This is a genomic window from Microbacterium sp. Root180, assembly GCF_001428485.1.
GTDB lineage: Bacteria > Actinomycetota > Actinomycetes > Actinomycetales > Microbacteriaceae > Microbacterium.
In genome coordinates this window covers 1,366,754-1,388,897 of the sequence record NZ_LMHS01000003.1, presented here as the reverse complement: position 1 = coordinate 1,388,897, position 22,144 = coordinate 1,366,754, and the positions used below count along the sequence as shown (strand labels likewise).

Below are 22,144 nucleotides of genomic sequence, written 5' to 3'. Positions count from 1 at the left end.
CTCACTCGGCCTCGACGCTGAACACCGCGTAGTCGCCCGTGCCGGCGTAGTCCCGCACAGACACGTCGAGCATGAGCTCGGTGCCCGGCTCGATCGTCTCGAGGATGTACTCGAGGTTCTCGAAGTCCGACCAGATGCCCACCTCGCCGGTGCGCTCGTAGACCCACTCGCCGTCGGCGGTCGACACCAGGGCGACGGGGAAGAAGAGGCCGTCGGGGTCGGGCTCGAATCCCCCGAGCGTGCCGCTCGCGTCGCGCGCGAACAGGTCCTCCTCCAGGATCGTGCCGTCGTCGTCGAGGACGATGGACAGAAGGGCGTCCTCGAACTCGTCCGGGTCGTCGCCGGGCGCGACGTAATCCAGGGGGATGTCGATCACCGTATGACCGGTGCCGGGATCGATGCCGACGCTCTGGTACACCAGGTGCTCGTCCTCGCCGTCTCCGATGAGCATGTAGGTGAGGTCGTAGTCGGCCTGGATTCCGACTCGCCCGTCCTCATCCACGAGCTCGGCAGGCATCTCGAGCACGTACACCGAGTCGCCTTCGCGCTCGAATCCGACGGCCACGGATGCCTCGACCACCGACTCATCGGTGCCCTCTTCCAGAGGCACGAACACGCTGAGCCCGTCCTCCCCGAAGCTCGCCTCCAGCATCGCATCGTCGTCGAAGACAGCGCGGGACGACTCGTCGAGCAGCGCTCCGCTCGTGAAGAACTCCGCGAGCGTCGCCGGCCATGTCGGAACGCCCTGGAGCGCGAGATAGTCGTCGTAGAAGTAGCTCTGCAGCGGCGGAAAGTAGATCGACAGACCGGTCGACGCCGCCGTCGCCGGCCCCGCCACGTGCTCGACCACCATCGCGTCCAGGGCGTCCATCGCCTCGGTCGCCCGTGCGGCCAGTTCGCCGTCGCCGCTCTCGGCGAGGTTGGCGAGGAAGCCCCCGAGGTCGATCTGGTACATGCTGTCGGCCGGGTCCGGATCACGGCCGAACTCGAGCACATCCTGCTGCGCGGACGCCAGCTCCGGGGTGTACGCACCCGGATCGTCGATGTACGCCTCGGCCACGTCGCTCATCGCCGCCTGCAGCTCGTCGACTCCGGCGAGGTCGAGGATTCCGAGTGTGATGTCGGAATCAGTGCCTTCCTCCACGGCCTGCTCCGAATACCCGTCGAGCATCGCGGACGCGAGGGCCGGAGCATCGGTCTGCGGCTGCTGCTCGATCAGGGCGAGCTGCTGGTAGTTCCACCCGTGGCCGGGCTCGACCTCCTCGGACGCGACCATGTAGTCGGCGTAGGGCGCGAGCGTGCTCACGACCTCGTAGGTCGCCATGAGGCACGCGTCGAAGCCGATCATGTCCAGCTTGTCGACGCCGGTCTCGGCCAGCCCCGCGTCAATGCCCGCGGCGATCTCGTCGAGCCCGAGCGGATCTTCACCGTCGGTCTCGTCTGCGCCCATGCCCAACCAGCCCCCGCCGTGATCCCATAGCAACAGCGCATAGTTGTCGGCCGGGTACTCGGTGACAGCGGTCTCGACGAACGTCGCGAGCGTGTCGGGGTCACCGGTGTTGAGCTCACCCAGGTCGGCGAGCTCGACGAACTCGTCCTGCTGCACTTCGAGCAGCTTGGTGTCCTCCCAGTCATCGAGATCGAGCACGCCGTCCGACGAATAGTCGGGGCTGCGGTCCACCATGGCCACGATGTTGAGCTCGCCGCTCGAACCGACCGAGGCCATCTCGGTGAGGTCGTCCAGTGCGTACGGCTCGAGGTTCGTGTCGCCCATCATGTAGACCAGGAAGGTCCAGGATGCTTCGCCTTCGGTCTCCTCGTCGGAGTCACGGCCCACGGTCCCGGTGAGGATCAGGGCGATCACGGCCGCGACGGCGATGATCGGCATGACGACGAGCCACATGAATCGTTCCGGCTTCATTCCACTCCTTCGGTCTGCGAAGGGGCGGGACGAACAGACCCCCCCGATCCGTCGGCTGGAGCCTAGGACGAGCGGTCTGAGGCGGGCATCACCCGTGCTGGGGGAACCTCCGGGTCATTCGGTGCGTTCGGACTCGTCGGCCGGCTGATCGTATGCCTCGACCCCGTCGCCGTCGGGCGACTCGCCGTCGTGCGCAGGCTGGTCGGTATCCGCATCCGCATCCGCATCCGCATCGGTCTTGGGCTCAGCCTCTGCCTCCGCCTCCACCCCGGGCTCGACCTCGGGTTCTGCCTCGTCCCCGGCCTCGACCACCTCGACCGCGGATTCCGGCTCGACCTCGAACTCCGGTTCAGCCTCGGGCGCAGCATCCGCCACGACCTCCGAATCCGACACCTCGATGTCAGGACCCTCCTCGATCACCGGCACGTCTCCCTCGGGCGCGGAATCCGACACCTCGACGTCGGGACCTTCCTCGATCACCGACACTGCGACCGCGGCCGGCGAATCCGACACCTCGACGTCGGGACCCTCTTCGATCACCGGCACGTCGGCCTCGGTGACCGCCACGGCGGCGCCACCCGACTCGAGCAGGCGACGCTCCCGGCGGCTCAGGACGGGAGCCATGGCAACCGCTCCCGGCTCGGGTGCATCGGGGTCGGGGCCGTCCGCGACCACGGCGCCTCCGTCGCCGTGACGCCGGGCGATGCGACGCTCCTTGGCACCCTCGACGAGGTTGTAGAGCGTGGGCAGCACGAGGAGGGTCAGCACCGTCGACGACACCAGGCCGCCGATGACGACGATCGCCAGCGGCTGCGAGATGAAACCGCCCTGACCGGTGATGCCCAGTCCCATCGGGATGAGCGCGAAGATCGTCGCGAGCGCCGTCATGAGGATCGGGCGCAGTCGTCGAGACCCGCCGGCCACGGTCGCGTCATGGGCCGAGAGGCCCTTCTCGCGGTACTGGTTCACGAGGTCGACGAGCACGATCGCGTTCGTCACCACGATGCCAATCAGCATCAGCACGCCGATGAGCGAAGCGACGCCGAGCGGTACGCCTGTAATGATCTGCAGCAGGATCGCACCGGTCGCCGCGAACGGCACCGAGATCAGAAGCAGCAGCGGCTGGCGCAGCGACTTGAACGTCGCGACCATGACGATGTAAACGATCAGGATGGCCGCGAGGAGCGCGAGACCGAGCTGCGAGAACGAGTCCTGCTGCTGGGTCACGACGCCGCCGAGGGTGGCGTCGGCTCCGGTGGGCAGCTCGGCGCCCTCGAGCGCGGCGGTCACCGAGGCGGTCGCGGTGGCGAGGTCGTCGGTGGACGGCGTGACCGTCACCGTGGAGGTGCGCTGACCGCCCTCGGTGGTGATCGAGGTCGGGCCCTCGCTCTGCTCCACCGTGGCGACCTGCTCGAGCGGGATCACGCCGGCCGCGCTGGGCACGGGAAGCGTGCGGAGCGCGTCGAGCGAATCGGGGGTCTGTGACGCGGCCAAGTAGACCGTGAGCGAGGTGTCCTCGATCTCGACGACCCCGATCGACTGCGGCTGCATCGTGTTCGACACGAGTGCGCCGACGGCCACCTCGGACAGCCCGACGGCGGCGGCCTTGTCGCGGTCGACGATCACCGCGATGTAGGGCAGCGACGCCGACAGGTTGGTCGAGACCTGGCCCACGCCTTCGGCGCCGTCCACCGAGGCGACGACCTCGTCGGTCGCCTCCTGCAGCGTCGCCGAGTCGGGCGCGGTGACGTCGATCGCGATGTCGCTCGAACCGAATCCGCCGCCCGACGACGCGACGGTGATGGTTCCGGCGTCATCGAGGTCGGCGACGGCTCGCTGCACCTCTTCGCGCAGCGCCACCTGGTCGGCGGCGGGGTCGGTGGTGATGGAATACGTGATCCCGCTGCCGCCGCCCGAGAAGGCGTCGCGCAGGGCGGAGCCGCTTGAGCCGATCGACACCTGGACGGTTTCGATGCCCTCGATGTCGACGAGCGCCTCTTCGACCTGTTCGGCCGCCGCGCTCTCGGCTTCGAGGCTCGGGGACGCGCCGATGGACTGCGTCATCGTGAACGTGTTCTGCCCGGAGTCGCCGAGGAAGTTCGTCTTCAGGAATCCCTGCTGCAGACCCACGACCGCGAGCGCACCCGTACCGACGAGCACGAGCACCGCCAGCGTCAGCGTGGCCCACGAGTGCTTGAGCGTCCAGCGCAGCACCGGCAGGTACGACTTCTGCAGGCGGCTCGGCGGCGCATCGGGGTGCTCGGGATCGATCGGCGCCCCGCTGGCGTCGAGAAGCGGCTTGCCCGGACGGAGGAACCAGTATGCGAGAACCGGGACGATCGTCAGTGCGACGAACAGCGATGCCGTCATCGCGATCGTCACGGTCATCGCGAAGGGGCGGAACAGCTCACCGGTGACGTCGCCCACGAAGGCGAGCGGCAGGAAGACGGCGACCGTCGTGATGGTCGAAGCCGTGATCGCGCCGGCGACCTCCTTGACGCCCAGCAGGATCGACGCCTTCTTGCCGGCATCGCCCACATAGTGGCGCTTGATGTTCTCGATCACGACGATCGAGTCGTCGACCACGCGTCCGATCGCGATCGTCAGCGCGCCGAGGGTGAGGATGTTTAGCGAGTAGCCGAACGCCTGGATGCCGATGAACGTGATCAGCACGCTCGTCGGGATCGAGATCGCGGTCACGAGCGTCGCGCGCACCGACAGCAGGAAGATCAGGATCACCAGCACCGCGAAGAACAGGCCGAGCAGACCCTCCTTCGCAAGGGTGTCGATCGACTCCTGTATGTACGGGGCCTGGTCGAAGACGACCGTGAAGGTGGCGCCGTCGAGCGAATCCTCCAGCTCGGGCAGGATCGCGAGCACGCCCCGCGAGACGTCCACGGTGTTGGCGGCCGGGAGCTTCGTCACCGCGATCGTCAGGGCGGGCTCGCCGTTGACGCGCGAGACCGTCGTGGTCGGGTCCTCTTCCTGCGCCACGGTGGCGACGTCGCCGATGGTGATGGTGCCGTCCTCGAACTGCTCCGGGTCCGAGGGCACGAGCGGCAGCGCCGCGATCTCGTCGACCGACTCGATCTTGGTCCCGGTCTGGACGGTGAGCGTCTCGCCGTCCTCGGTGATCTCGCCGCCCGGGAACAGCACGCCGTTCTGGTCGAGCGCGTCACGGATCGCCTGCTGCGTGTACCCCGCGCCGGCGAGTGCCGCCTGGTCGGGGGTGATGGTCACGCGCTGGCCGACGCCGCCGACGATCTGCGCCTCGTTGACGCCCGGCACGTCCTCGAGGTCGGGGATGACGGACGCCTCGAGCTCGGCCTGGATCGTCTCCGGGTCGTCGTAGCCGGTTACGGCGAGCTGTATGACGGGGAAGTCATCGATGCTCGCGGTGATGACGTTCGGCTCGACGCCCTCGGGCAGCTGCGAGCTGATCCGGTTGATCGCCTGGGTGAGCTTCTGCTCCGCGGTGGCGAGGTCGGTGCCGTAGGTGAACGACGCCTGCACGATCGACGCGTTGGTCGTACTGGTCGCGGTGCTCGATTCAAGCCCGGGCACCCCCTGGATCGCGTTCTCGATCGGGGTGGAGACGTCGTTGTTGACCACCTCGGGCGACGCGCCCGGGTAGGCCGAGACGATGATGAGCGTGGGAAACTCGATCGACGGGATCAGTTCCTGCTTGAGGTTGACGAGTGCGAGCGACCCGAACAGGGCGGCGATGATCGTCACGAGCGCAATGAGCGCGCGGTTCTTGAGGCTGAGGACGGCGAGGTTCGACACAGATGCCTTCGAAGGAATGGGGCGGTCGGCTGCACGCGGAGCGGCGCACCGATACGGAGATGTATCGGCTTCAGTATCTCATCCGGCCCGCTGAACTCGGCCTGTGAGGGCAATCAGGTGAGCGATGCCGCGAGGAGCGATCCCAGCCCGATTCCCGCGGCGGCTGCCGCGACGGCGAGGACGAGCGTTCCGAGAAGGTTGGCCGCGGCATCCCACCACCGTTTCCGCTCGGCGATGAGCACCGATTCGACCGAGACGGTGCTGAAGGTCGTGAAGCCGCCGAGCAGACCGACGCCGAGCACGATCGCCACCTCGGGGGCGACCGCCGTCCCGAGTCCGGTGAGGACACCCAGCGCCAGCGAGCCCGTCACGTTCACCACGAGGATGCCGAGCGGGAACCCGCCGCGCATCGGCACCAGGCGATCGACGACGTAGCGCAGTCCGGCGCCGACGCCGCCGGCCGCCGCGAGCCCGAGGACGACGAGGAGGTTCATTCGGCGACCTCCGGCTCCGCGGCTCCGACCGGATCGCCGCCGACCCGACGGCCGATCGCGAGTCCGGCGACGGCGCCCGCGACGCCCGCGAGGACGGATGCCGCCGCCAGCCCCGCCGCGAGCCACGGTGTCGACAGCCACACAGCCGTCTCCACCGCGAACGCGCTGTAGGTGGTGAACCCGCCGAGCACACCGGTCCCGAGGAAGGCGCGCCACCGCGGTCGGCGCCCGTCGAGCAGGCCGACGACGAAGCCGAGCAGGAGGCTGCCGACCGCGTTGATGCCGAGCGTCACCCACGGCACGGCACCGGGATCGGTCATCGGTGCGAGCACGGCGGCCCGGGCGAGGACCCCCACGGCGCCCCCGGCGACGACCAGGCCGAGCGTTCGCAGGTCGACCGGCTGGGGCATCCCCTCACGCTACCCGGACGAGGTGCGCCGCTTCGGCCGGATCAGGCGGCGCTCAGTCGCAGTCAGCAGATCCTTCCACTTCCACGAGCCTGGAAGGGCTGTCCGGGAACCCCGCGGCAGCCAGTGCCTCACGAACCTGTTCTCTCACCACTTCGACCGGCGCTAGTCGTTCGAACTCCGCTTCCTTCTCAGCATCCGGCTCACCGAACTCAGCCACGTACTCCTCACGCAGCTGCGCCTCCCACATACGGATCTCCTCTTCGGTGATCGTCGCACCTGCCAACGCGTCCGACGCGACCTTCGTCGCAGTGCCCGCACCGGATTGTGGTTTCAGTCGCCACTCGACCGTGCACGTGACTCCTGACGCCAAGGTCACCTCATCGACTCGATCTGCAGGCTGTGCGCCGCATCCGGACAGCAACAACGACACCGCCAGTGTCGTGGCCGCGGTTCCAGAGAGGGACGCGCTCCGAAGCACCCGTGCTCTGCATCGACCCATGGCGTCTCGTTTCGTTTCGGACCTCATCACCATTCAAGCTGGATGTGAGGGGAGCGCAAAGGCGGCGCCCCCGGCGCTAGTGGTAGTAACCCTCCGGATAGTTGCACCGATAGGGCGCCTGACTCGGGTAGGACATCACCGGTCGCCACGACTCCAAGTTGAATACGGGGAGGCTGTACGGCAGACCAACCAAATGACAATAGTGCTGTTGCAGGATCGACGCGTTGTACTTGGAGGCGTTCGCGCCCAGCCTAGATTTGACCTCACTAATGTGCGCCCACCATTGCTGCGGTAAAGCGTTGTTGACACCCCACGGAGTGGGTTGCGTGTTTACCTTGTGGCCCTTGCTTTCCCACGTCACGTAGGCGTTGTAGTAGAGCGCTGCCCCGAGCCATGGGTCCGCGACGATCGGATAGATATAACCATCGGCTGCGTGGTCGACAACCTGGGTGAGGGTCGCGCCGGATACCTCGTAGCGGGTCGGCACAGCGTTCCCTGCGGCATCCACGGCCCAAGGGGCGCTCGCTCCACCCAGGAATGACCCGTCCCCCGCGATGAACATCGCTGCGCCGTCATCGGTGACCTCAATGCGGTGTAGCCCCTCAACGCTGATCTCGTACGGAAATGAGGTTGGCGCCGAAGGGGTCTCGAGGACGGTCGTGATCTGGACCGAGCCGTCCTTCTTGCCGACTGGAACCGTCACGGACCCATTGCGGTTGTCGTATGCGAGAGCGCTCGATTGAACTTCCACCCCGTCGGCAGCACGGGAAGCGAACGGAAGCGCCACCTGGAGCTCCCCATGTCGCGTGACCAAGGTCACGCCGACCGATGGGTCGTTCGGAATATTGAACTTGACCGTACGAGTCGCGTGCGCCTCATCGCGCAAGACACCGTACTCGGACGGGAGACGCTCAAGGGCGTTCTCGATCGCATCCGATCCATCGTCCGCATGCGCTGGACCCGCGAGCGCCACCCCAACAGCTAGCGCCACGATCACTCCAACGGCAGGTCGGCTTCGTGCTCGCATTCCTTGCCCGTTTTCGCTCACGGATCCATGCCTGCCCTCGTGCGCCGGCACGGTGGGCAGTCAATTCGGACGCGGCCATCATTGGAACTTGGACCCTCACCCTCAAGACACCGCCCAGGGCGCGTCTATGACGCCGTCACAGGCTGGCATCTGCGGGAAGAGATCCTCGTGTGGCAGTTCCGGGATCGGTCACCGGTGCGAGTAGCGCGGCCCGGGCGAGGACGCCCAGGGCGCCGCCGGCGACCACGAGACCGAGGTTCGCAGGTCGACCGGCTGGGGCATCCCCCCACCCGACCCGCCCCGGTCCCGTTCGGTTGTGCGGGCGAATGCATCGATCCCCGCGCGATCTGGCGTGCAAACCCCCGCACATCCGGGCCGCGCGAACCCCGCACGACCCGAACCGCGCGAGGTCAGCGCCGCTTCGGCCGGATCAGGCCGAGGATCGCGGACTCCGGCGAGATGGAGAGGTCGAGCGTCTCGCCGCCCCGGTACCTGGCGAACACGCGGGGGTCGATGTAGGAGCCGCGCGCGACCGCCGGAGTGTTGCCGAGGGCCTCGGCCGTCGCCCGCACCGCGAGCAGCTCGGCACGCTTGCGGTCCTTGACGGTGTCGACGGTGCCGATGCGTGCGAGGGCCTCCGCGGCGAGGATCGTGCCGCGCAGCGTGCGGAAGTCCTTCGCGGTGAACTTCTCACCGGTCAGCGAGCGCACGTACGCGTTGACCTCGGCCGGGGTGAGCGCCACCCGTCGGCGACCGCGGTCCCATGCCAGCAGCGCCGACCGCGGGCGCCCCGCCGCGAGCAGCTCGACGACACCCGCCAGATCGGAGTCGTCGACCTCGAGAAGCTGGCGCTTGCCGCTCTTCCCGGGGAACGAGAGCGTGACGACGGATGCCGCCACCGTGGCATCCCGTCGCTGCAGCGTCGTCAGCCCGCGGCTGCCGTGCGCTGCCAGGTAGCGCTCCGAGCCGATGCGCGGTGCCGCCTGGTCGAGCAGCCGGAACGCCGTGGCCAGCACCCGTTCGCGATCGAGATCGCTGCGACGCAGCGACGTGGTGACCCGTCCGCGGGCGCGGGGCAGGGTCTCGGCGAGGCGAAGCGCGCGCGCGTACTTGCGTCGATCGCGCCCGGCCGACCAGTCCGGGTGGTACAGGTACTGCTTGCGACCTGCCTCGTCGGTGCCCACGGCCTGGATGTGACCGTCGGCGCGGACGCTGATCCAGACGTCCTCCCATGCCGGGGGAATCACGAGGGCGCGAATGCGGTCGATCTCGCTCTCGGGGACGGACGCGCCTTTCGGGTCGACGTATCGGAAGCCCGACCCTGCGCGCACACGGCGGTGACCGGGATCGTCGAACGGGCGGACGCGTGCGAGCTTCGGCATCCGTCCTCCCCTCGCGGTCGTGTCAGTGATTGCGGAGCATGTCGATGAGCTCGGACTTCTTCTTGCCCGAGTATCCCGTCAGACCGAGCTCCTTGGCGCGGCGGCGCAGGTCGTCGACGGTCCAGTCGTCGTACGAGCCCGATGCGCCACCACGCTCGCCGACCTTCTTCCGGCCGTCTCGCGCGGCCGCGTTCGAGATCCGCGCCGCCTTCTCCTTGGACGCCCCGTCGTCGCGGAGCTTCTCGTAGAGTTCCGGGTCGTTGAGGCTGTTCGAACCGCGTCCCTGGGGCATGGTCCCTCCTCGGTCGTTCGGTGCCTTCACGCTAGGTGGCGGCATGCGGCGAAATGGGGGGCTTGACAGCGACCCACACGACCGTCCGCGGCCGCCTCGCCCGGGAGGAAGGGGTGCGCCGGGCATGACTACACCCCGAAATCCGCGGTCGTCAAGCCCCTCCCCACGGGCGTGCACGGATGACAGCGTTGGTGCGTGTCCACGAGACACCCGGTATGTCACCCCGCGTACCGACGAAGGAGAAGGAGAACCTCCATGAACCTCGCCCTGATCATCATCATCGTCGTGGCCGTCGTGCTCGCCATCGTCGGCGGTCTCAACTCCGCGCTGAGCTGGCTGCTGTGGGTAGCCCTCATCGTCGGTGTCATCGCGTTGATCGCGTTCCTCTTCCGCGTCATCAGCGGAAGCCGACGCGCCTGACGCACGAGAGCCCTCGGGGATAACCGAGAGGACGGATGCCGCGACCCGATTCGGGTCGCGGCATCCGTGCGTCCGCGCTCAGAGGTTGCCCTCGGCGTAGAGACGCAGTGCGTCCCGGACGAACTCCGCGCCGGCCGTTCCGCCCGCGCTCGTCGCGTAGTTCGCGCCGAATCGCGGATCGGCGACGTACATCTCGCCGAGTCCGATGACGTACGCCTTCACGTCGCCGCCGGGTGCCGCGGCGGGGGTTCCGGGAATCCCGGTCAGCCACGCGACATGGCGCTTCGCCAGGGCCTGGGCTTCGCCGGACTCCGGCGATGCTCCGCTCTCGGCGGCCGCGATCCAGTCCCGGCCGAGGTCGGAGACCTGCTGCTGCCAGGCCGCCTTCTCGTCGGCGCTCATCGAGCGCCACCAGCGGTCGCTGTCGGCGTAGGCCTTCTTCCCCCAGCGCTCCTCGACCTCGTCCTTGTACTGCGTGTGGTCGAAGCCGTCGAACATGTTCTCTGCCATCAGTCGTTCACCTCCTTTCAGTGCCGTGATCGTGTTCTCAACCGATGCGACCTGACGCATCAGCCGTTCCTGCTCCTGCCGCAGCCACGCGAGGTGGCTCTCCAGCGCGGGGATCTCGGATGCCTCGCGCTCGAGCACGTCCGCGATCTGCGGCAGTCCCAGTCCGAGCTCGCGCAGCAGCAGAATGCGCTGCAGCCGCACGAGGGCGGTCTGGTCGTAGTACCGGTACCCGTTATGGCCGATGCGCGAGGGCGCGAGCAGTCCGACGTCGTCGTAGTGACGCAGGGTGCGGCTCGTGGTGCCGGCGATCTTGCCGATCTGCTGGATCGACCACTCGTTCTCGGTCATGAATACGACGGTAGAGGTTGACGCTGCGTCAATGTCAAGGCCGGTTGCGGCATCCGCTTGACCTGAACGCGATATATCGTGTTACCATCGACACACGCGATATATCGCGAGCAACCCTCAACCCCTGGAGAACACCATGACCCTGGAGAAGTGGATCATCCACCCGGGCGAGACGCGCGTCATCGACATCGAGACGGTGCGCTCGCTGAAGGTCGGCCTCATCGGAGGTCAGATCGACGTCATCGCCCACGACGAGCCCGGTGCCCGCATCGAGGTCCACGGCGTCACCGTCAAGGACCTCCGCATCGAGGTCGTCGGCGACACGGTCGAGATCGACCACCCGCAGCTGCGCTGGGACAACTTCCTCGAGGTGTTCCGCAACTTCACCGCCAGCGGACCGAAGGCCGAGATCAGCGTGGCCGTCCCCCGCGCGGTCGCGCTCAACCTCGGAGTCGTCAGCGCCAGCGCCCTCGTCGCCGGCCTGCAGTACGACGCCAAGCTCAACACCGTGTCTGGTGACCTCATGGTCGACGGACTGACCGGAGACCTCACCGTCAACGCCGTCTCCGGCGACGTGCAGGTGCGCGACCTGGTGGGCTCGCTCAACGCCAACAGCGTGTCGGGCGACGTGACGGCCACCGGGGCGATCGCGAAGGCGACCATCGACACGGTGTCGGGCTCCGCGCTCATCGACTCGGCGGGCGACCTCCACACCGTCAACGTCAACACCGTCAGCGGCGGCGTCACCGTCCGCGTCGACGAGGGCCACCCCGCGAACTACGTCGTGCGCAGCGTGAGCGGCAAGGTGCAGGTCGACGGCGTCATGCGCTCCGGCAACGGAACCGGCCCCACCACGAACTTCACCGGCTCCGCGGGCGAGCTCAGCGGCAGCTTCGCCGATGTGCGCGCCAACAGCGTGTCGGGCGACGTGACCGTGCTGCGCCGACCGGCGCCCGCGACGGATGTCCCGGCCGAGGCCACTCCCGCAGCCGAGGGCGCTTCCGCCGCCGGCGAGGAGCAGGGGCGATGACTCCCGTCTTCTCCCACGGCGACCTGCGCCTCTACCTGCTCAACCTCCTCGACGAGGGACCGCGGCACGGCTACGACATCATGCAGGCGCTCTCCGACCGCACCGGCGGCACCTACACCCCCAGCGCCGGAACCATCTACCCGCGCCTGGCCAAGCTCGAAGAGGAGGGTCTCGTGACCAAGTCCGTCGACGGCCGCAAGACCGTCTACGCCATCACCGAGGCCGGCCACGCCGAGGTACAGGCACGTTCCGGCGAGCTCGAGGGCATCGAGGCGGGCCTCGCCGACTCGGTCCGCTTGATCGCGGATGAGGTCCGCGGCAGTGTGCGCGAAGCGATGCGGAGCCTCCGCGCCGACCTCGCCGCCGCTCGCTCGCAGGAGCGCGAGACGGCGACGGCGCAGGGAGAGACGGACGACCCTCGCATCCTCAGCCGCATGCAGCTGCACCGAGCGGATGCCGCGATCAACGACTTCCGCGTGCGACTTCGCACCGACCTGCGCACCCACGTCGCCAGCGGCGGCGAGCTCGCCGCGACGCTGATCGACGAGATCACCGCCGACTTGGACCGCATCGCGCGCGAGGTCACGCGCACGCTGCGGGGCTGAGCCGAGCGTTCAAGGCCGGTCCGGGGGAAACCTGGACCGGCCTTCGCGCGGCCCGCGCGGCAGGAACCGGTCGCCGTCTGACAGGAACCGGGCGCGGTGTCAGGCCGGCCAGATCTCCTCGTCGTCGGGGACCGGCTCCCCGAGCGGGACCACGAGCAGCGAACGGTGCTGGCGGTGCGCGAGACGCGCGGCGACCGAGCCCGTGAAGAACTCCCGGATCGACTCGCCGATTCCGCGCTTGCGCGTGCCGACCACCAGCAGCCTCGCGTCGATCTGCTCGGCGAGGTGCTTGATCGCCATGGCCGGATCGCCGACGAGCTGCTGCACGCTCCAGCGCACGTCGTGTCCGCTGAGAAACGCGGACGCTGTGGCCTTGACCCGTTCGAGGTCACCCTCGCCCGCCGCGATGTTCATGTCGATCGGCGCCGAGTGCACGTAGCCGTCGGGGTCTTCGTAGGTGACGAACCGCGTCACATCGACGTGGACGACGACCAGCGGCGCACCGAGGAGCTTCGCGTACCGTGCGCCCTCGGCGAGAACGCGCGTGGACTGGTCGGGGATCACCCCGACGATCACCGCGCCGCGCACGTCCGCCGCCTTCGTCAGGGCGTCAGCCGGGTCGGATGCCTCGTCCGTCATGCGTTCTCACTCCTCTTGCGTCGATGCCACACCCAAGGAGGAGCCGGCCGGGGTGCGGAGGCTCCGTGTTATCCTGAATGCTACTCTTACCGGCCTCGAGCCGGCGTCGTTGCGGCGGGCATCCAGAAGCCCGCGACTCACATATGAGGGGGTCTCGCATGGGGCGTGGCCGTCAAAAGGCGAAGCACACCAAGATCGCCCGCGAACTCAAGTACGACGTTCACAGCGTCAACTACGGGGCGCTCGAACGCGAGCTCGGGCACCCGACTGAGGACGCATACGTCGACAAGTGGGCAGATCAGTACTCGGGCGAGTACGAGGACGAGAAGGCGTAGTCTCTCCGCACTCCTCCGGTGCCGCCTGAGCGGTCGCCTCACCAGGCGCCGTGGCGCCGTTCCCAGTCGTCCTCGACCGTGTGCCTGCGCGCCGCCACCGCTCCCGCGGGAATCGCAGCGGCGACCACGACGGCGAGGATCAGCAGCGGACCCGTCCAGGAATCGGTCCACCCGTGGATGAGACCGATCCCGAAGGGGAACAGCGCGACGATCGCGTAGCCGATGCTCTGAACGAACGCGCTGAGCGCGACCGCCGTCTCGTGCGTACGCGTACGAAGTCCGAGCAGCACCAGGGTGAGCGGGAAGAGCAGGGGGGCGATCCCGAGCAGCACCACCCACAGCCACGGCGCAGCCTGCGGGGCGAACAGGAGCCCCGCGATGCCGGCCAGCCCCGCGGCGACCGCCACCCCGAACAGGGTTCGCGTCGCGTTGAACCGCACGACGAGCACGGGCACGAGCAGCGAGCACGGCAGCCCCATCGCCGCGAACAGCGAGAGCAGGGCGCCCGCGGCGGCAGGCGTCACGCCGGCCACATCCTGGAGCATGGTCGGCAGCCACGCGAACGACGTATAGGCGAGGACGCCCGACACCGTGAACCCGACGACGAGCGCCCACGCGAGCGGCAGACGCCACATGCGGCGGAACGCCTGCGGGCTCGCCGCCTCGATATCGACGTCGGCCTCCTGCGACCTCGCACGGATCGACAGCGCGATCCACGGAATGGTCGCCACGAGGGCGAACACCGCCCACAGCCCCAGCGAGACGCGCCAGTCCGCGGCATCCGCTATCGGCACCGCCACCAGCGGCGGGGTGAAGGTCGCCACCGCCATCGTGGTCGAGTAGATCGTCGTCATGAGCCCGATGCGATCGGGGAAGTACTTCTTGACGAGGGGCGGCAGGAGGATGTTCCCCACCCCGACGGCGGCGAAGATCAGCGCGGTCGAGCTGAGCAGCGTCACCGCATCGACGGCGAGGGCACGCCACGTCATGCCGACGACGGCGACCACCATCGCGGCCACGGCGAGACGCTCCAGACCGAACCGGCGCTCCAGCTGGGGCGTGAGGATGCCGAACACGGCATAGCAGACGGGTGGCGCCGTGCCGATGAGACCGACGACCGCCGGCGTCACCGCGAAGTCGGCGCCGATGAAGGCGAGCACCGGCGAGAGCGAGGCGACGGCCGTCCGCAGCGAGAACGCGAACAGCACGATGCCGACGACGGCGAGGGCACGCCCCTGCCAGAGCGGGCGCGCAGGAAGCGCGGTCAAGACTCCTGGGACCCCTCGACCCAGGCCAGGTACTCCTCGGTCACCGTTCCGGTGACGTAGCGGCCGTCGAAGCAGCTCATGTCGAGGTCCTCCACGTCGGAGCCCTCGAGGATCGCCGCCTTCAGGTCTTCGACCTCCTGGTAGACCATGTAGTCGGCACCGAGCTCCTGGGCGATCTCGGGGATCGTGCGGCCGTGCGCGACGAGCTCGTGTCGGGAGGGCATGTTGATCCCGTAGACGTGCGGGAAGCGCACGGGGGGAGCGGCCGAGGCGAACGTCACGGTCTTGGCACCGGCATCCCGCGCCATCTGGATGATCTGCTTCGACGTCGTGCCCCGCACGATCGAGTCGTCGATGAGCAGCACGTTCTTGCCCTTGAACTCGCTCGACATCGCGTTGAGCTTCTGGCGCACGCTCTTCTTGCGGGCGGCCTGGCCGGGCATGATGAACGTCCGGCCGACGTAGCGGTTCTTGTAGAAGCCCTCGCGGTACTCGATGCCGAGCTTTCGCGCGACCTGCATCGCGGCGGGACGCGACGAGTCGGGGATGGGCATGACCACGTCGATCGTTCCGGAGGGGGTGTACTTCGCGATCGTGTCGGCGAGACGCTCGCCCATGCGCAGGCGGGCCTCGTAGACCGCGATGCCGTTCATGACCGAGTCCGGCCGCGCGAGGTAGACGTACTCGAACGAGCAGGGCACGAGCTTGGGGTCGACGGCGCACTGGTGCGTGTGAAGGTGCCCGTCGAGATCGACGAACACGGCCTCGCCGGGGTCGACGTCTCGCACGACCTCGAACTCGCCGTTCTCGAGCACGAGCGACTCGCTCGTGACGACCCACTCGTAGCTGCCGTCGGAGTTCTTGCGCGTGCCGAGGATGAGCGGACGGATGCCGTACGGATCACGGAACGCCAGGAGGCCGTGCCCGGCGATGAGGGCGATCGCCGCGTACGAGCCCTGGACGCGCTCGTGCACGCGGCTCACGGCCTGGAAGATCTCCTCGGGCTCGAGATCGACGCCCGAGATCGATGCCTGCAGCTCGTTGGCGAGGACGTTGACGAGCAGTTCGGTGTCGCTGGACGTGTTGAGGTGGCGGCGATCCTTGTGGAAGAGCTCGTCGGTGAGCTCACGCGTGTTGGTGAGGTTGCCGTTGTGCACCAGGACGATGCCGTAGGGCGCGTTCACGTAGAACGGCTGCGCCTCCTCCTCGCTCGAGGCCGTGCCCTTGGTCGCGTAGCGCACGTGCCCGAGACCGAGATTCCCGAGGAGGGCGCGCATGTCGCGCGTGCGGAACGCCTCGCGCACCTGCCCCTTCTCTTTGTGCACGTGGAAGACGCCGTTCGTCTCGGCGGTCGCGATGCCCGTCGAGTCCTGACCGCGATGCTGCAGCAGGAGGAGTGAGTCGTAGATCTCCTGGTTCACCGCTCCGCGGCCGACCATCCCGACGATTCCGCACATGGGGTGTTACTTCGCTCCGTTGTTCTCGCTGTATGCGCCGACCAGGCGCACCGCGCCGCCGTCGACGCCCTTCGCGCCCTGCTCGAAGTCGCCCGCGGGGTGCTGCCCCGCGCGGACGACGCCGACCTGCCAGGTCGCGAAGCCTTCGGCGGTGAGGGCGGATGCCGCAGCCTCCGCCTTGTCGGCGGCCACGACCGCCAGGAAGCCGATGCCCAGATTCCAGGTGCCCTCGGTCGCCTGGAGGTCGAGGTCGCCGAGGTCGGCGAGGACGCGGAACACCGGCGGCGGCGACCACGTCGAGCGGTCGACCTCCACCCAGGTGCCCAGCGGGAGCACGCGCGCGAGATTCGCCGCGATGCCGCCGCCGGTGACGTGACTGAGGGCGTGAACGGCGTCGCCGGTCTCGGCGATGAGGCGCAGGAGCGGCCGGGTGTACAGGCGCGTGGGCTCGAGGAGCGCCTCGCCCCAGGTGGTGCCGTGCGCGCCGAGGTCGGCTGCCCGGTCGCCGTACTGGATGCCCGCGCCCGCCACGATGTGGCGCACGAGCGAGTAGCCGTTGGAGTGAAGGCCCGAGCTCGCGAGCGCGAGCACCACGTCACCGTCGCGCACGCGCTCGGCCCCGAGGAGCCGGTCGGCTTCGACGACGCCGGTGGCGGCGCCCGCGACGTCGTAGTCGTTGATGCCGAGCAGGCCCGGGTGCTCCGCGGTCTCGCCGCCGACGAGCGCGGTGCCCGTCTCGGCGGCACCCCGCGCGATGCCGCGGACGATGTCGGCGATGCGCTCGGGGAAGACCTTGCCGCACGCGATGTAGTCGGTCATGAAGAGGGGCTTCGCACCCACCACGACGATGTCGTCGACGACCATGCCCACCAGGTCGATGCCGATCGTGTCGTGCTTGTCGATGGCCTGCGCGATCGCGACCTTGGTGCCCACCCCGTCGGTGCTCGACGCGAGGAGCGGCTTCGCGTAGGCGCGCAGCGCGCTCGCGTCGAAGAGGCCGGCGAACCCGCCGACCCCGCCCAGGACCTCGGGTCCGTGGGTGCGGCGCACGGCCGACTTCATCAGCTCGACGGCGAGATCACCGGCGGCCGTGTCGACTCCCGCTGCGGTATACGGGTTGACGGCATCGGGGGCATCGGGCGAAGTGGAGGCCACGACCCCCAGCCTACCGGCGGCGCGCCCACACGGATGCCGCGTGACGGGTGCTGCTGTGCCGTCCGGGTGGGGTAGGCCGGACCTACAATGTCGGCATGGGAGGCACCGGTGCTCCGGAGTGGCTGATCCGCGAGGACGCGGGTCAGCCGGTGCTGCTCGCGCTCTATCTGCGACAGGTGCTCGGCATCCGCTCGCCGGACGAGCTTCCGCCGCTGCGCGGCATCCCTGCCCGCGTCAACGACCGTGACGAAGAGTCGCAGGCGCTGCTGGAGCGGCAGTGGCGGGAGTACTGGGCGATGACGGTCGAGCCGCAGGCCCATCCGTCGCCCGTGCCGCTGGACCTCGTCGACGGGTTCGACACGATGCTGGCGCTGCCGTCGCAGGGCGCCGACGTGCTGCGGGCGGCCGCGACGCCCCACGCGGCCGAGGCGCTCGCCTTCGCCCAGTCCGCCCACGCCCGCTATCGCCGCGACGCCAACCCGGGCACCGGAACGGCCTACCGCGCGTATGCGAGCGCGATCGCCGAGCACGAGCGTCAGGTGGGCCGCCGGGCGCACTCGTTCGAGCTGAACGTGCAGGTGCTGCCACTCGCACAGCGCGGTGTGTGGTGGATCGGATCACTCACGATCGCCGTCACGGACGGACTTCGGGGGGATGTCGCGGCCTTCGATGCCGCGATCCATCCGATCATCGCCGAACTGGCGTAGCGCTACGGCGTCTCGTCGACCTGCACCGACTCGCGGTCGACCGTCACGCTGTGCGTGTGATTGCGCGAACGACGGTCGAGCAGCAGGGCGACGACCGCGGCGAGCGCCAGGCCCACCGGGACGCAGACGAGCACCAGGAACCCGAAGACCTGACCCTGCGAGTACACGAGACCCGTGTTCGGGCTGACGTCCTGGGAGCCGTCGAACGCGAACGTCAGGATCATCGCGACGATGACCCCGAGCGCGGCGCCGACCAGCAGGAAGACCGAGAACTTCGGAGCGCGTCGCACGCGCACGGTCTCGATGTGGTCCTCGACGTGCTCGGTCATACCTCCATTGTCCCACTCCCCGGCGCACCGGGACACAGAAGGGACGGCGCCCCGCGAAGCCGACCGCGTCAGGGCCGCAGCGGGAGCAGGTCGGAGATATCGGCGCGGGTGCCGGATGCTGCGATCCGGCCCTGGGCGGCGGCATCCGTCCAGCTCTCCGCGCCGGTCGCGAGTGCGACCCACGTCGCGGCGTCGGTCTCGACCACGTTCGGGGGCGTGCCGCGTGTGTGCCGGGGGCCTTCGATCACCTGTACCGCGCCGAAGGGCGGCACGCGCACCTCGACGGAGTTGCCCGGTGCCTTCTCCGACAGCAGCTGGAGCAGGTACCGCACCGCCGTCGCGAGATCGGTGCGGGAGGGGAGGGATACGTCGCCCGCGGCCCGCACCGCCTCGAGGGCCGCGCGGCCCTCGTCCGTGCTGATCCTCCGGGGCATGGCTCAACGCTACGCCGCGCGGGCCCGGCCGGATCCGTCCGCTCCGGCGCGGCGGCATTCGCCCGTCCGGCACCGGCGCATAACTCCTGCAGCTTCGCCCAAACCTGCGCCCACGGGCCCGGAAACCCCGGGAGATCCCTCAAGGTGCAGGAGTTATGCGACGGGAAGGCGAGCGGGACTCGGCCACGCCGGGCGGCCGCAGGCCCCGAAATGCGCCGGGGCACCCTCGGTAGGCTGGTCGGGTGAAGATCCTCGTTCTCGGCTCCGGCGCGCGCGAGCACGCCATCATCCTCGCGCTGCGATCCGAAGACGCCGCCCACGAGATCTTCGCGGCCCCCGGCAACGCCGGCATCGGTCAGGATGCATCGCTGGTCGAGCTCGACGCGAACGACCCCTCCGCGGTCACCCGCTTCGCGAACGAGAAGGCCGTGGACCTGGTCGTGATCGGCCCCGAGGCCCCGCTCGTCGCGGGTGTCGCCGACGCGTTGCGCGAGCGCGGCATCCCGGTGTTCGGCCCCGGCAGGGCCGCCGCCCAGCTCGAGGGATCCAAGGCGTTCGCCAAGCGCATCATGGATGCCGCCGGAGTTCCGACGGGGCGGGCCGTGCGGGCTGCCTCGCCCGCCGAGCTCGAGGCCGCGCTGGACGAGCTCGGCTCCCCGTACGTCGTGAAGGCGGACGGACTCGCCGCCGGCAAGGGCGTGATCGTCACCGAGGACCGTGCCGAGGCGATCGCCCATGCCGCCGCCTATCTGTCCGCGGGGCCCGTGCTCGTCGAGGAGTTCCTCGCCGGTCCCGAGGTGTCGCTGTTCTTCCTCAGCGACGGGGATCACGTCGCGCCCCTCAGCCCCGCCCAGGACTACAAGCGGCTGCTCGACGGGGACGCCGGTCCGAACACGGGCGGGATGGGCGCCTACTCGCCGCTCCCCTGGCTGGCCGACCGCTTCGGCGGCGAGGACGAGTTCGTCGACCTCGTCACGCGCGAGGTCGCCGAGCCGGTGATCCGTCGCCTCGACGCTGAGGGCACGCCTTTCATCGGGCTCCTCTACGCCGGGCTCATCCTCACGGACACGGGCATCAAGGTGATCGAGTTCAACGCGCGCTTCGGCGATCCCGAGACGCAGGTCGTGCTGCCCCGGCTGATCGACCCTCTCTCCGAGCTGCTGCTGGCCGCGGCATCCGGCAATCTCGAGTCCCGTCCGCGTCCGGCGTTCGCCGAGGCCGCCGCCGTGACCGTCGTGGTGGCCAGCGAGGGCTACCCGCAGGCGCCGGTGACGGGGCGCGCGCTGACGGGGACGGATGCCGCGGCCGCCGTCGAGGGCGTGCACCTCGCCCACGCTGCCACGGCCGAATCCGCCGACGGGCTGATCGCCACCGGCGGCCGCGTGCTCAGCGTCGTCGGACTGGGCAGCACCTTCGCCGAAGCCCGCGACCGCGTGTACCGCGCCGTCGCCGAGATCGGCCTCGAAAGCAGCCAGCACCGCACCGACATCGCGGAGCGCGTCGTCGGATCCTGACGGCCGCCCCCCAGCGCAGACTCGCCAAGACACGCCGCCCCGCGGTGCGCGGACCGGCGTGTCTTGGCGAGTCGTTGCTAGACCGCGTCCTCGGCGGCCTGCCACTCGGCGGTCGGGGTCGGCACGGGCCGGCGGAGGAACAGCACCGCCACGACGCCGATGAGCATGACGGCCGCGGGCAGCAGGATCGCCTGCGACATCGCCACCGAGAACGGTTCGGCGATCTGCGGCGGCAGCGCCCCGCCCGCGAACCCGCCGGATGCCTCGGACGCGCCGGGGATGTTCGCCTCGAGCCGTGACTGCATGAACACGGCGATCGCGGCCGAGCCCAGCACCGAGCCGATCGTGCGCGTCGTGTTGTAGATGCCGGCGCCGGCGCCCGCCTGGCGCGGTGCCAGGTTGCGCGTCGCCGTCGTGGCGAGGGGCCCCCACATGCCGGCGTTGCCGACGCCCATGATGAACGACGGGATCAGGAACATCCAGATCGGTGTGTCGAGGTTCATGAGGAAGGAGTAGAGCACCAGCGAGATCGTCACCAGCAGCAGGCCGGGAACGAGCAGCACGCGCGGGTCGGTGCGATCCAGCCACCGGCCGGCGAGCGGCGACAGCACGCCCGCGGCGATCGCCATCGGCACGAGCAGCAGCGCCGACTCGGTCGGGGTCAGTCCGCGCCCGAGCTGGATGAAGAACATCAGCGGCAGCGACATGCTCGTGACGGTGAAGCCGACGGTGGCGATGCCGAGGTTCGCGATCGAGAAGTTGCGGTCGCGGAACAGCTCGAGCGGCACGAGCGCCTCGCTCTTCGTCTTCGCCTGCTGCCAGATGAACAGGCCGAGGACGACGACTCCCGAAATGATCAGGCCCCACACGGTGATCGGGCCCCAGATGACACCCCAGTCGTACGTCTCGCCCTCCTGCAGGCCGAACACGATGAGGAACAGGGCGATGGCGCTGAGGAACATGCCGACGAGGTCGAACCGGTGCGGGTGCGTCTCGAGCTTGGGCACGAGGATCCACGCGAGCACGAAGCCGACGACGCCCACGGGGAGGTTGATGAAGAAGATCCACTCCCAGCCGAAGCCGTCGACGAGGAGGCCGCCCAGCAGCGGGCCGACGAGCATCGCGACACCCGACGTCGCTCCCCACAGGCCCATGGCCGCTCCGCGCTGGTTCGGCGGGAACGTGCGCGTGATGACGGCCATCGTCTGCGGCGTCATCAGCGCGGCGCCGAGTCCCTGCACCGCGCGGAAGGCGATGAGCGCCCCCAGCGTCGGCGACAGGCCGCACGCGAGCGAGGCGAGCGTGAAGACGGCGAGGCCGATCAGGTAGATGTTCTTCGGTCCGAACCGGTCACCGAGACGGCCGGTGATGAGCAGCGGCACCGCGTACGCCAGCAGGTAGGCCGAGGTGACCCACACGACGTTGTCGAGGTTGTTCGTCTCGGGGTCGAGGGCGGCCTTGATGGCGGGGTTCGCCACCGAGACGATGGTCGTGTCGACCAGGATCATGAAGAACCCGATGACCAGCGCCCACAGGGCGGGCCACGGGCTGCGGGGCTTGTGCCCGACGGCATAGGCGCCGG

The 22,144-nt window shown here is 69.2% G+C and carries 22 protein-coding genes; 6 read left to right on the top strand and 16 right to left on the bottom strand.

The window, feature by feature from the left end; all coding sequences use genetic code 11:
* Position 1: 1 nt before the first annotated feature.
* From ASD93_RS14010 to ASD93_RS13975, 8 genes are all read right to left on the bottom strand, one after another.
* Positions 2 to 1,921 (bottom strand): clostripain-related cysteine peptidase, encoded by a 1,920-nt coding sequence (locus ASD93_RS14010; protein ID WP_056123802.1) that lies wholly within the window; start codon positions 1,919 to 1,921, stop codon positions 2 to 4.
* A gap of 114 nt (positions 1,922 to 2,035) precedes the next feature.
* Positions 2,036 to 5,707 carry an efflux RND transporter permease subunit gene (locus ASD93_RS14005; protein ID WP_082569342.1) on the bottom strand — a complete coding sequence of 1,224 codons (3,672 nt, stop codon included), beginning with the start codon at positions 5,705 to 5,707 and terminating at the stop codon, positions 2,036 to 2,038.
* A 113-nt stretch (positions 5,708 to 5,820) separates the two neighbouring features.
* A complete protein-coding gene (locus tag ASD93_RS14000) occupies positions 5,821 to 6,201 on the bottom strand; it encodes a fluoride efflux transporter FluC (protein WP_056123800.1) in 381 nt (126 codons plus the stop codon).
* Positions 6,198 to 6,611 (bottom strand): fluoride efflux transporter FluC, encoded by a 414-nt coding sequence (locus ASD93_RS13995; protein ID WP_056123798.1) that lies wholly within the window; start codon positions 6,609 to 6,611, stop codon positions 6,198 to 6,200. Before ASD93_RS13995 ends, ASD93_RS14000 begins: the two co-directional genes overlap by 4 nt.
* A 52-nt stretch (positions 6,612 to 6,663) precedes the next feature.
* Complete coding sequence (locus ASD93_RS15965) at positions 6,664 to 6,987, bottom strand: hypothetical protein (protein WP_157536965.1); 324 nt, start codon at positions 6,985 to 6,987, stop codon at positions 6,664 to 6,666.
* A gap of 199 nt (positions 6,988 to 7,186) precedes the next feature.
* On the bottom strand, positions 7,187 to 8,158 hold the full coding sequence (locus ASD93_RS13985; protein WP_157536964.1) for a DUF2599 domain-containing protein: 972 nt from the start codon (positions 8,156 to 8,158) through the stop codon (positions 7,187 to 7,189).
* Positions 8,159 to 8,547: 389 nt separating this feature from the next.
* On the bottom strand, positions 8,548 to 9,519 hold the full coding sequence (locus ASD93_RS13980) for a DNA topoisomerase IB (RefSeq protein ID WP_056123788.1): 972 nt from the start codon (positions 9,517 to 9,519) through the stop codon (positions 8,548 to 8,550).
* A gap of 22 nt (positions 9,520 to 9,541) precedes the next feature.
* Positions 9,542 to 9,811: a Rho termination factor N-terminal domain-containing protein gene (locus ASD93_RS13975; RefSeq protein WP_056123785.1), complete on the bottom strand. Its 270-nt coding sequence runs from the start codon at positions 9,809 to 9,811 to the stop codon at positions 9,542 to 9,544.
* Between the two features lie 255 nt (positions 9,812 to 10,066).
* On the opposite strand from ASD93_RS13975, the gene ASD93_RS16055 reads away from it, so the two are divergent.
* Positions 10,067 to 10,231 (top strand): hypothetical protein, encoded by a 165-nt coding sequence (locus tag ASD93_RS16055; protein WP_200950703.1) that lies wholly within the window; start codon positions 10,067 to 10,069, stop codon positions 10,229 to 10,231.
* A gap of 78 nt (positions 10,232 to 10,309) precedes the next feature.
* Here the strand turns inward: ASD93_RS16055 and ASD93_RS13970 are convergent, their stop codons facing one another.
* Positions 10,310 to 11,089 (bottom strand): MerR family transcriptional regulator, encoded by a 780-nt coding sequence (locus ASD93_RS13970; protein WP_056123782.1) that lies wholly within the window; start codon positions 11,087 to 11,089, stop codon positions 10,310 to 10,312.
* Positions 11,090 to 11,225: 136 nt separating this feature from the next.
* Between ASD93_RS13970 and ASD93_RS13965 the strand changes: the two genes are divergently transcribed.
* Both ASD93_RS13965 and ASD93_RS13960 read left to right on the top strand, forming a co-directional pair.
* A complete protein-coding gene (locus tag ASD93_RS13965) occupies positions 11,226 to 12,119 on the top strand; it encodes a DUF4097 family beta strand repeat-containing protein (RefSeq protein ID WP_056123776.1) in 894 nt (297 codons plus the stop codon).
* Complete coding sequence (locus ASD93_RS13960) at positions 12,116 to 12,724, top strand: PadR family transcriptional regulator (RefSeq protein WP_056123773.1); 609 nt, start codon at positions 12,116 to 12,118, stop codon at positions 12,722 to 12,724. Before ASD93_RS13965 ends, ASD93_RS13960 begins: the two co-directional genes overlap by 4 nt.
* Positions 12,725 to 12,823: 99 nt before the next feature.
* On the opposite strand, the gene ASD93_RS13955 is transcribed toward ASD93_RS13960, so the two are convergent.
* Positions 12,824 to 13,363, bottom strand: a complete 540-nt coding sequence (locus tag ASD93_RS13955) for a universal stress protein (RefSeq protein ID WP_082569341.1) — start codon at positions 13,361 to 13,363, stop codon at positions 12,824 to 12,826.
* Positions 13,364 to 13,521: 158 nt separating this feature from the next.
* Here ASD93_RS13955 and ASD93_RS15790 point away from each other — a divergent pair, with 158 nt between their 5' ends.
* Complete coding sequence (locus ASD93_RS15790; RefSeq protein WP_082569340.1) at positions 13,522 to 13,698, top strand: DUF3073 family protein; 177 nt, start codon at positions 13,522 to 13,524, stop codon at positions 13,696 to 13,698.
* Positions 13,699 to 13,736: 38 nt separating this feature from the next.
* Here ASD93_RS15790 and ASD93_RS13950 read toward each other — a convergent pair whose 3' ends face one another.
* Genes ASD93_RS13950 through purM form a run of 3 tightly spaced genes read right to left on the bottom strand, consistent with a single transcriptional unit; the run spans position 13,737 to position 17,578 of the window.
* Entirely contained in the window at positions 13,737 to 14,966 is a 1,230-nt protein-coding gene (locus tag ASD93_RS13950; RefSeq protein ID WP_056123770.1) for a CynX/NimT family MFS transporter, read from the bottom strand.
* Positions 14,963 to 16,423, bottom strand: coding sequence for an amidophosphoribosyltransferase (gene purF, locus ASD93_RS13945; protein ID WP_056123768.1), 1,461 nt, complete (start codon positions 16,421 to 16,423; stop codon positions 14,963 to 14,965). Before purF ends, ASD93_RS13950 begins: the two co-directional genes overlap by 4 nt.
* Before the next feature lie 6 nt (positions 16,424 to 16,429).
* Positions 16,430 to 17,578, bottom strand: coding sequence for a phosphoribosylformylglycinamidine cyclo-ligase (gene purM / locus ASD93_RS13940; RefSeq protein ID WP_056123765.1), 1,149 nt, complete (start codon positions 17,576 to 17,578; stop codon positions 16,430 to 16,432).
* A gap of 95 nt (positions 17,579 to 17,673) precedes the next feature.
* On the opposite strand from purM, the gene ASD93_RS13935 reads away from it, so the two are divergent.
* Positions 17,674 to 18,285 carry a hypothetical protein gene (locus ASD93_RS13935; RefSeq protein ID WP_056123762.1) on the top strand — a complete coding sequence of 204 codons (612 nt, stop codon included), beginning with the start codon at positions 17,674 to 17,676 and terminating at the stop codon, positions 18,283 to 18,285.
* A 2-nt stretch (positions 18,286 to 18,287) separates the two neighbouring features.
* On the opposite strand, the gene ASD93_RS13930 is transcribed toward ASD93_RS13935, so the two are convergent.
* Together ASD93_RS13930 and ASD93_RS13925 are read right to left on the bottom strand one after the other, a co-directional pair.
* Complete coding sequence (locus ASD93_RS13930; RefSeq protein ID WP_056123759.1) at positions 18,288 to 18,614, bottom strand: hypothetical protein; 327 nt, start codon at positions 18,612 to 18,614, stop codon at positions 18,288 to 18,290.
* Positions 18,615 to 18,682: 68 nt separating this feature from the next.
* A complete protein-coding gene (locus ASD93_RS13925) occupies positions 18,683 to 19,048 on the bottom strand; it encodes a sterol carrier family protein (protein ID WP_056123756.1) in 366 nt (121 codons plus the stop codon).
* Positions 19,049 to 19,290: 242 nt separating this feature from the next.
* Here ASD93_RS13925 and purD point away from each other — a divergent pair, with 242 nt between their 5' ends.
* Entirely contained in the window at positions 19,291 to 20,562 is a 1,272-nt protein-coding gene (gene purD / locus ASD93_RS13920; protein ID WP_056123754.1) for a phosphoribosylamine--glycine ligase, read from the top strand.
* Between the two features lie 77 nt (positions 20,563 to 20,639).
* Here the strand turns inward: purD and ASD93_RS13915 are convergent, their stop codons facing one another.
* On the bottom strand, positions 20,640 to 22,070 hold the full coding sequence (locus ASD93_RS13915) for a DHA2 family efflux MFS transporter permease subunit (protein WP_414843717.1): 1,431 nt from the start codon (positions 22,068 to 22,070) through the stop codon (positions 20,640 to 20,642).
* Positions 22,071 to 22,144: the final 74 nt, after the last annotated feature.

Coding starts and splice junctions, on each gene's coding strand:
- ASD93_RS14010 (WP_056123802.1), bottom strand. CDS start 1,921: ATGAAGCCGGAACGATTCATGTGGCTCGTCGTCATGCCGATCATCGCC.
- ASD93_RS14000 (WP_056123800.1), bottom strand. CDS start 6,201: ATGAACCTCCTCGTCGTCCTCGGGCTCGCGGCGGCCGGCGGCGTCGGC.
- ASD93_RS13995 (WP_056123798.1), bottom strand. CDS start 6,611: ATGCCCCAGCCGGTCGACCTGCGAACGCTCGGCCTGGTCGTCGCCGGG.
- ASD93_RS13980 (WP_056123788.1), bottom strand. CDS start 9,519: ATGCCGAAGCTCGCACGCGTCCGCCCGTTCGACGATCCCGGTCACCGC.
- ASD93_RS13975 (WP_056123785.1), bottom strand. CDS start 9,811: ATGCCCCAGGGACGCGGTTCGAACAGCCTCAACGACCCGGAACTCTAC.
- ASD93_RS16055 (WP_200950703.1), top strand. CDS start 10,067: ATGAACCTCGCCCTGATCATCATCATCGTCGTGGCCGTCGTGCTCGCC.
- ASD93_RS13970 (WP_056123782.1), bottom strand. CDS start 11,089: ATGACCGAGAACGAGTGGTCGATCCAGCAGATCGGCAAGATCGCCGGC.
- ASD93_RS13965 (WP_056123776.1), top strand. CDS start 11,226: ATGACCCTGGAGAAGTGGATCATCCACCCGGGCGAGACGCGCGTCATC.
- ASD93_RS13960 (WP_056123773.1), top strand. CDS start 12,116: ATGACTCCCGTCTTCTCCCACGGCGACCTGCGCCTCTACCTGCTCAAC.
- ASD93_RS13955 (WP_082569341.1), bottom strand. CDS start 13,363: ATGACGGACGAGGCATCCGACCCGGCTGACGCCCTGACGAAGGCGGCG.
- ASD93_RS15790 (WP_082569340.1), top strand. CDS start 13,522: ATGGGGCGTGGCCGTCAAAAGGCGAAGCACACCAAGATCGCCCGCGAA.
- purF (WP_056123768.1), bottom strand. CDS start 16,423: ATGTGCGGAATCGTCGGGATGGTCGGCCGCGGAGCGGTGAACCAGGAG.
- ASD93_RS13935 (WP_056123762.1), top strand. CDS start 17,674: ATGGGAGGCACCGGTGCTCCGGAGTGGCTGATCCGCGAGGACGCGGGT.
- ASD93_RS13930 (WP_056123759.1), bottom strand. CDS start 18,614: ATGACCGAGCACGTCGAGGACCACATCGAGACCGTGCGCGTGCGACGC.
- ASD93_RS13925 (WP_056123756.1), bottom strand. CDS start 19,048: ATGCCCCGGAGGATCAGCACGGACGAGGGCCGCGCGGCCCTCGAGGCG.
- ASD93_RS13915 (WP_414843717.1), bottom strand. CDS start 22,070: ATGATCCTGGTCGACACGACCATCGTCTCGGTGGCGAACCCCGCCATC.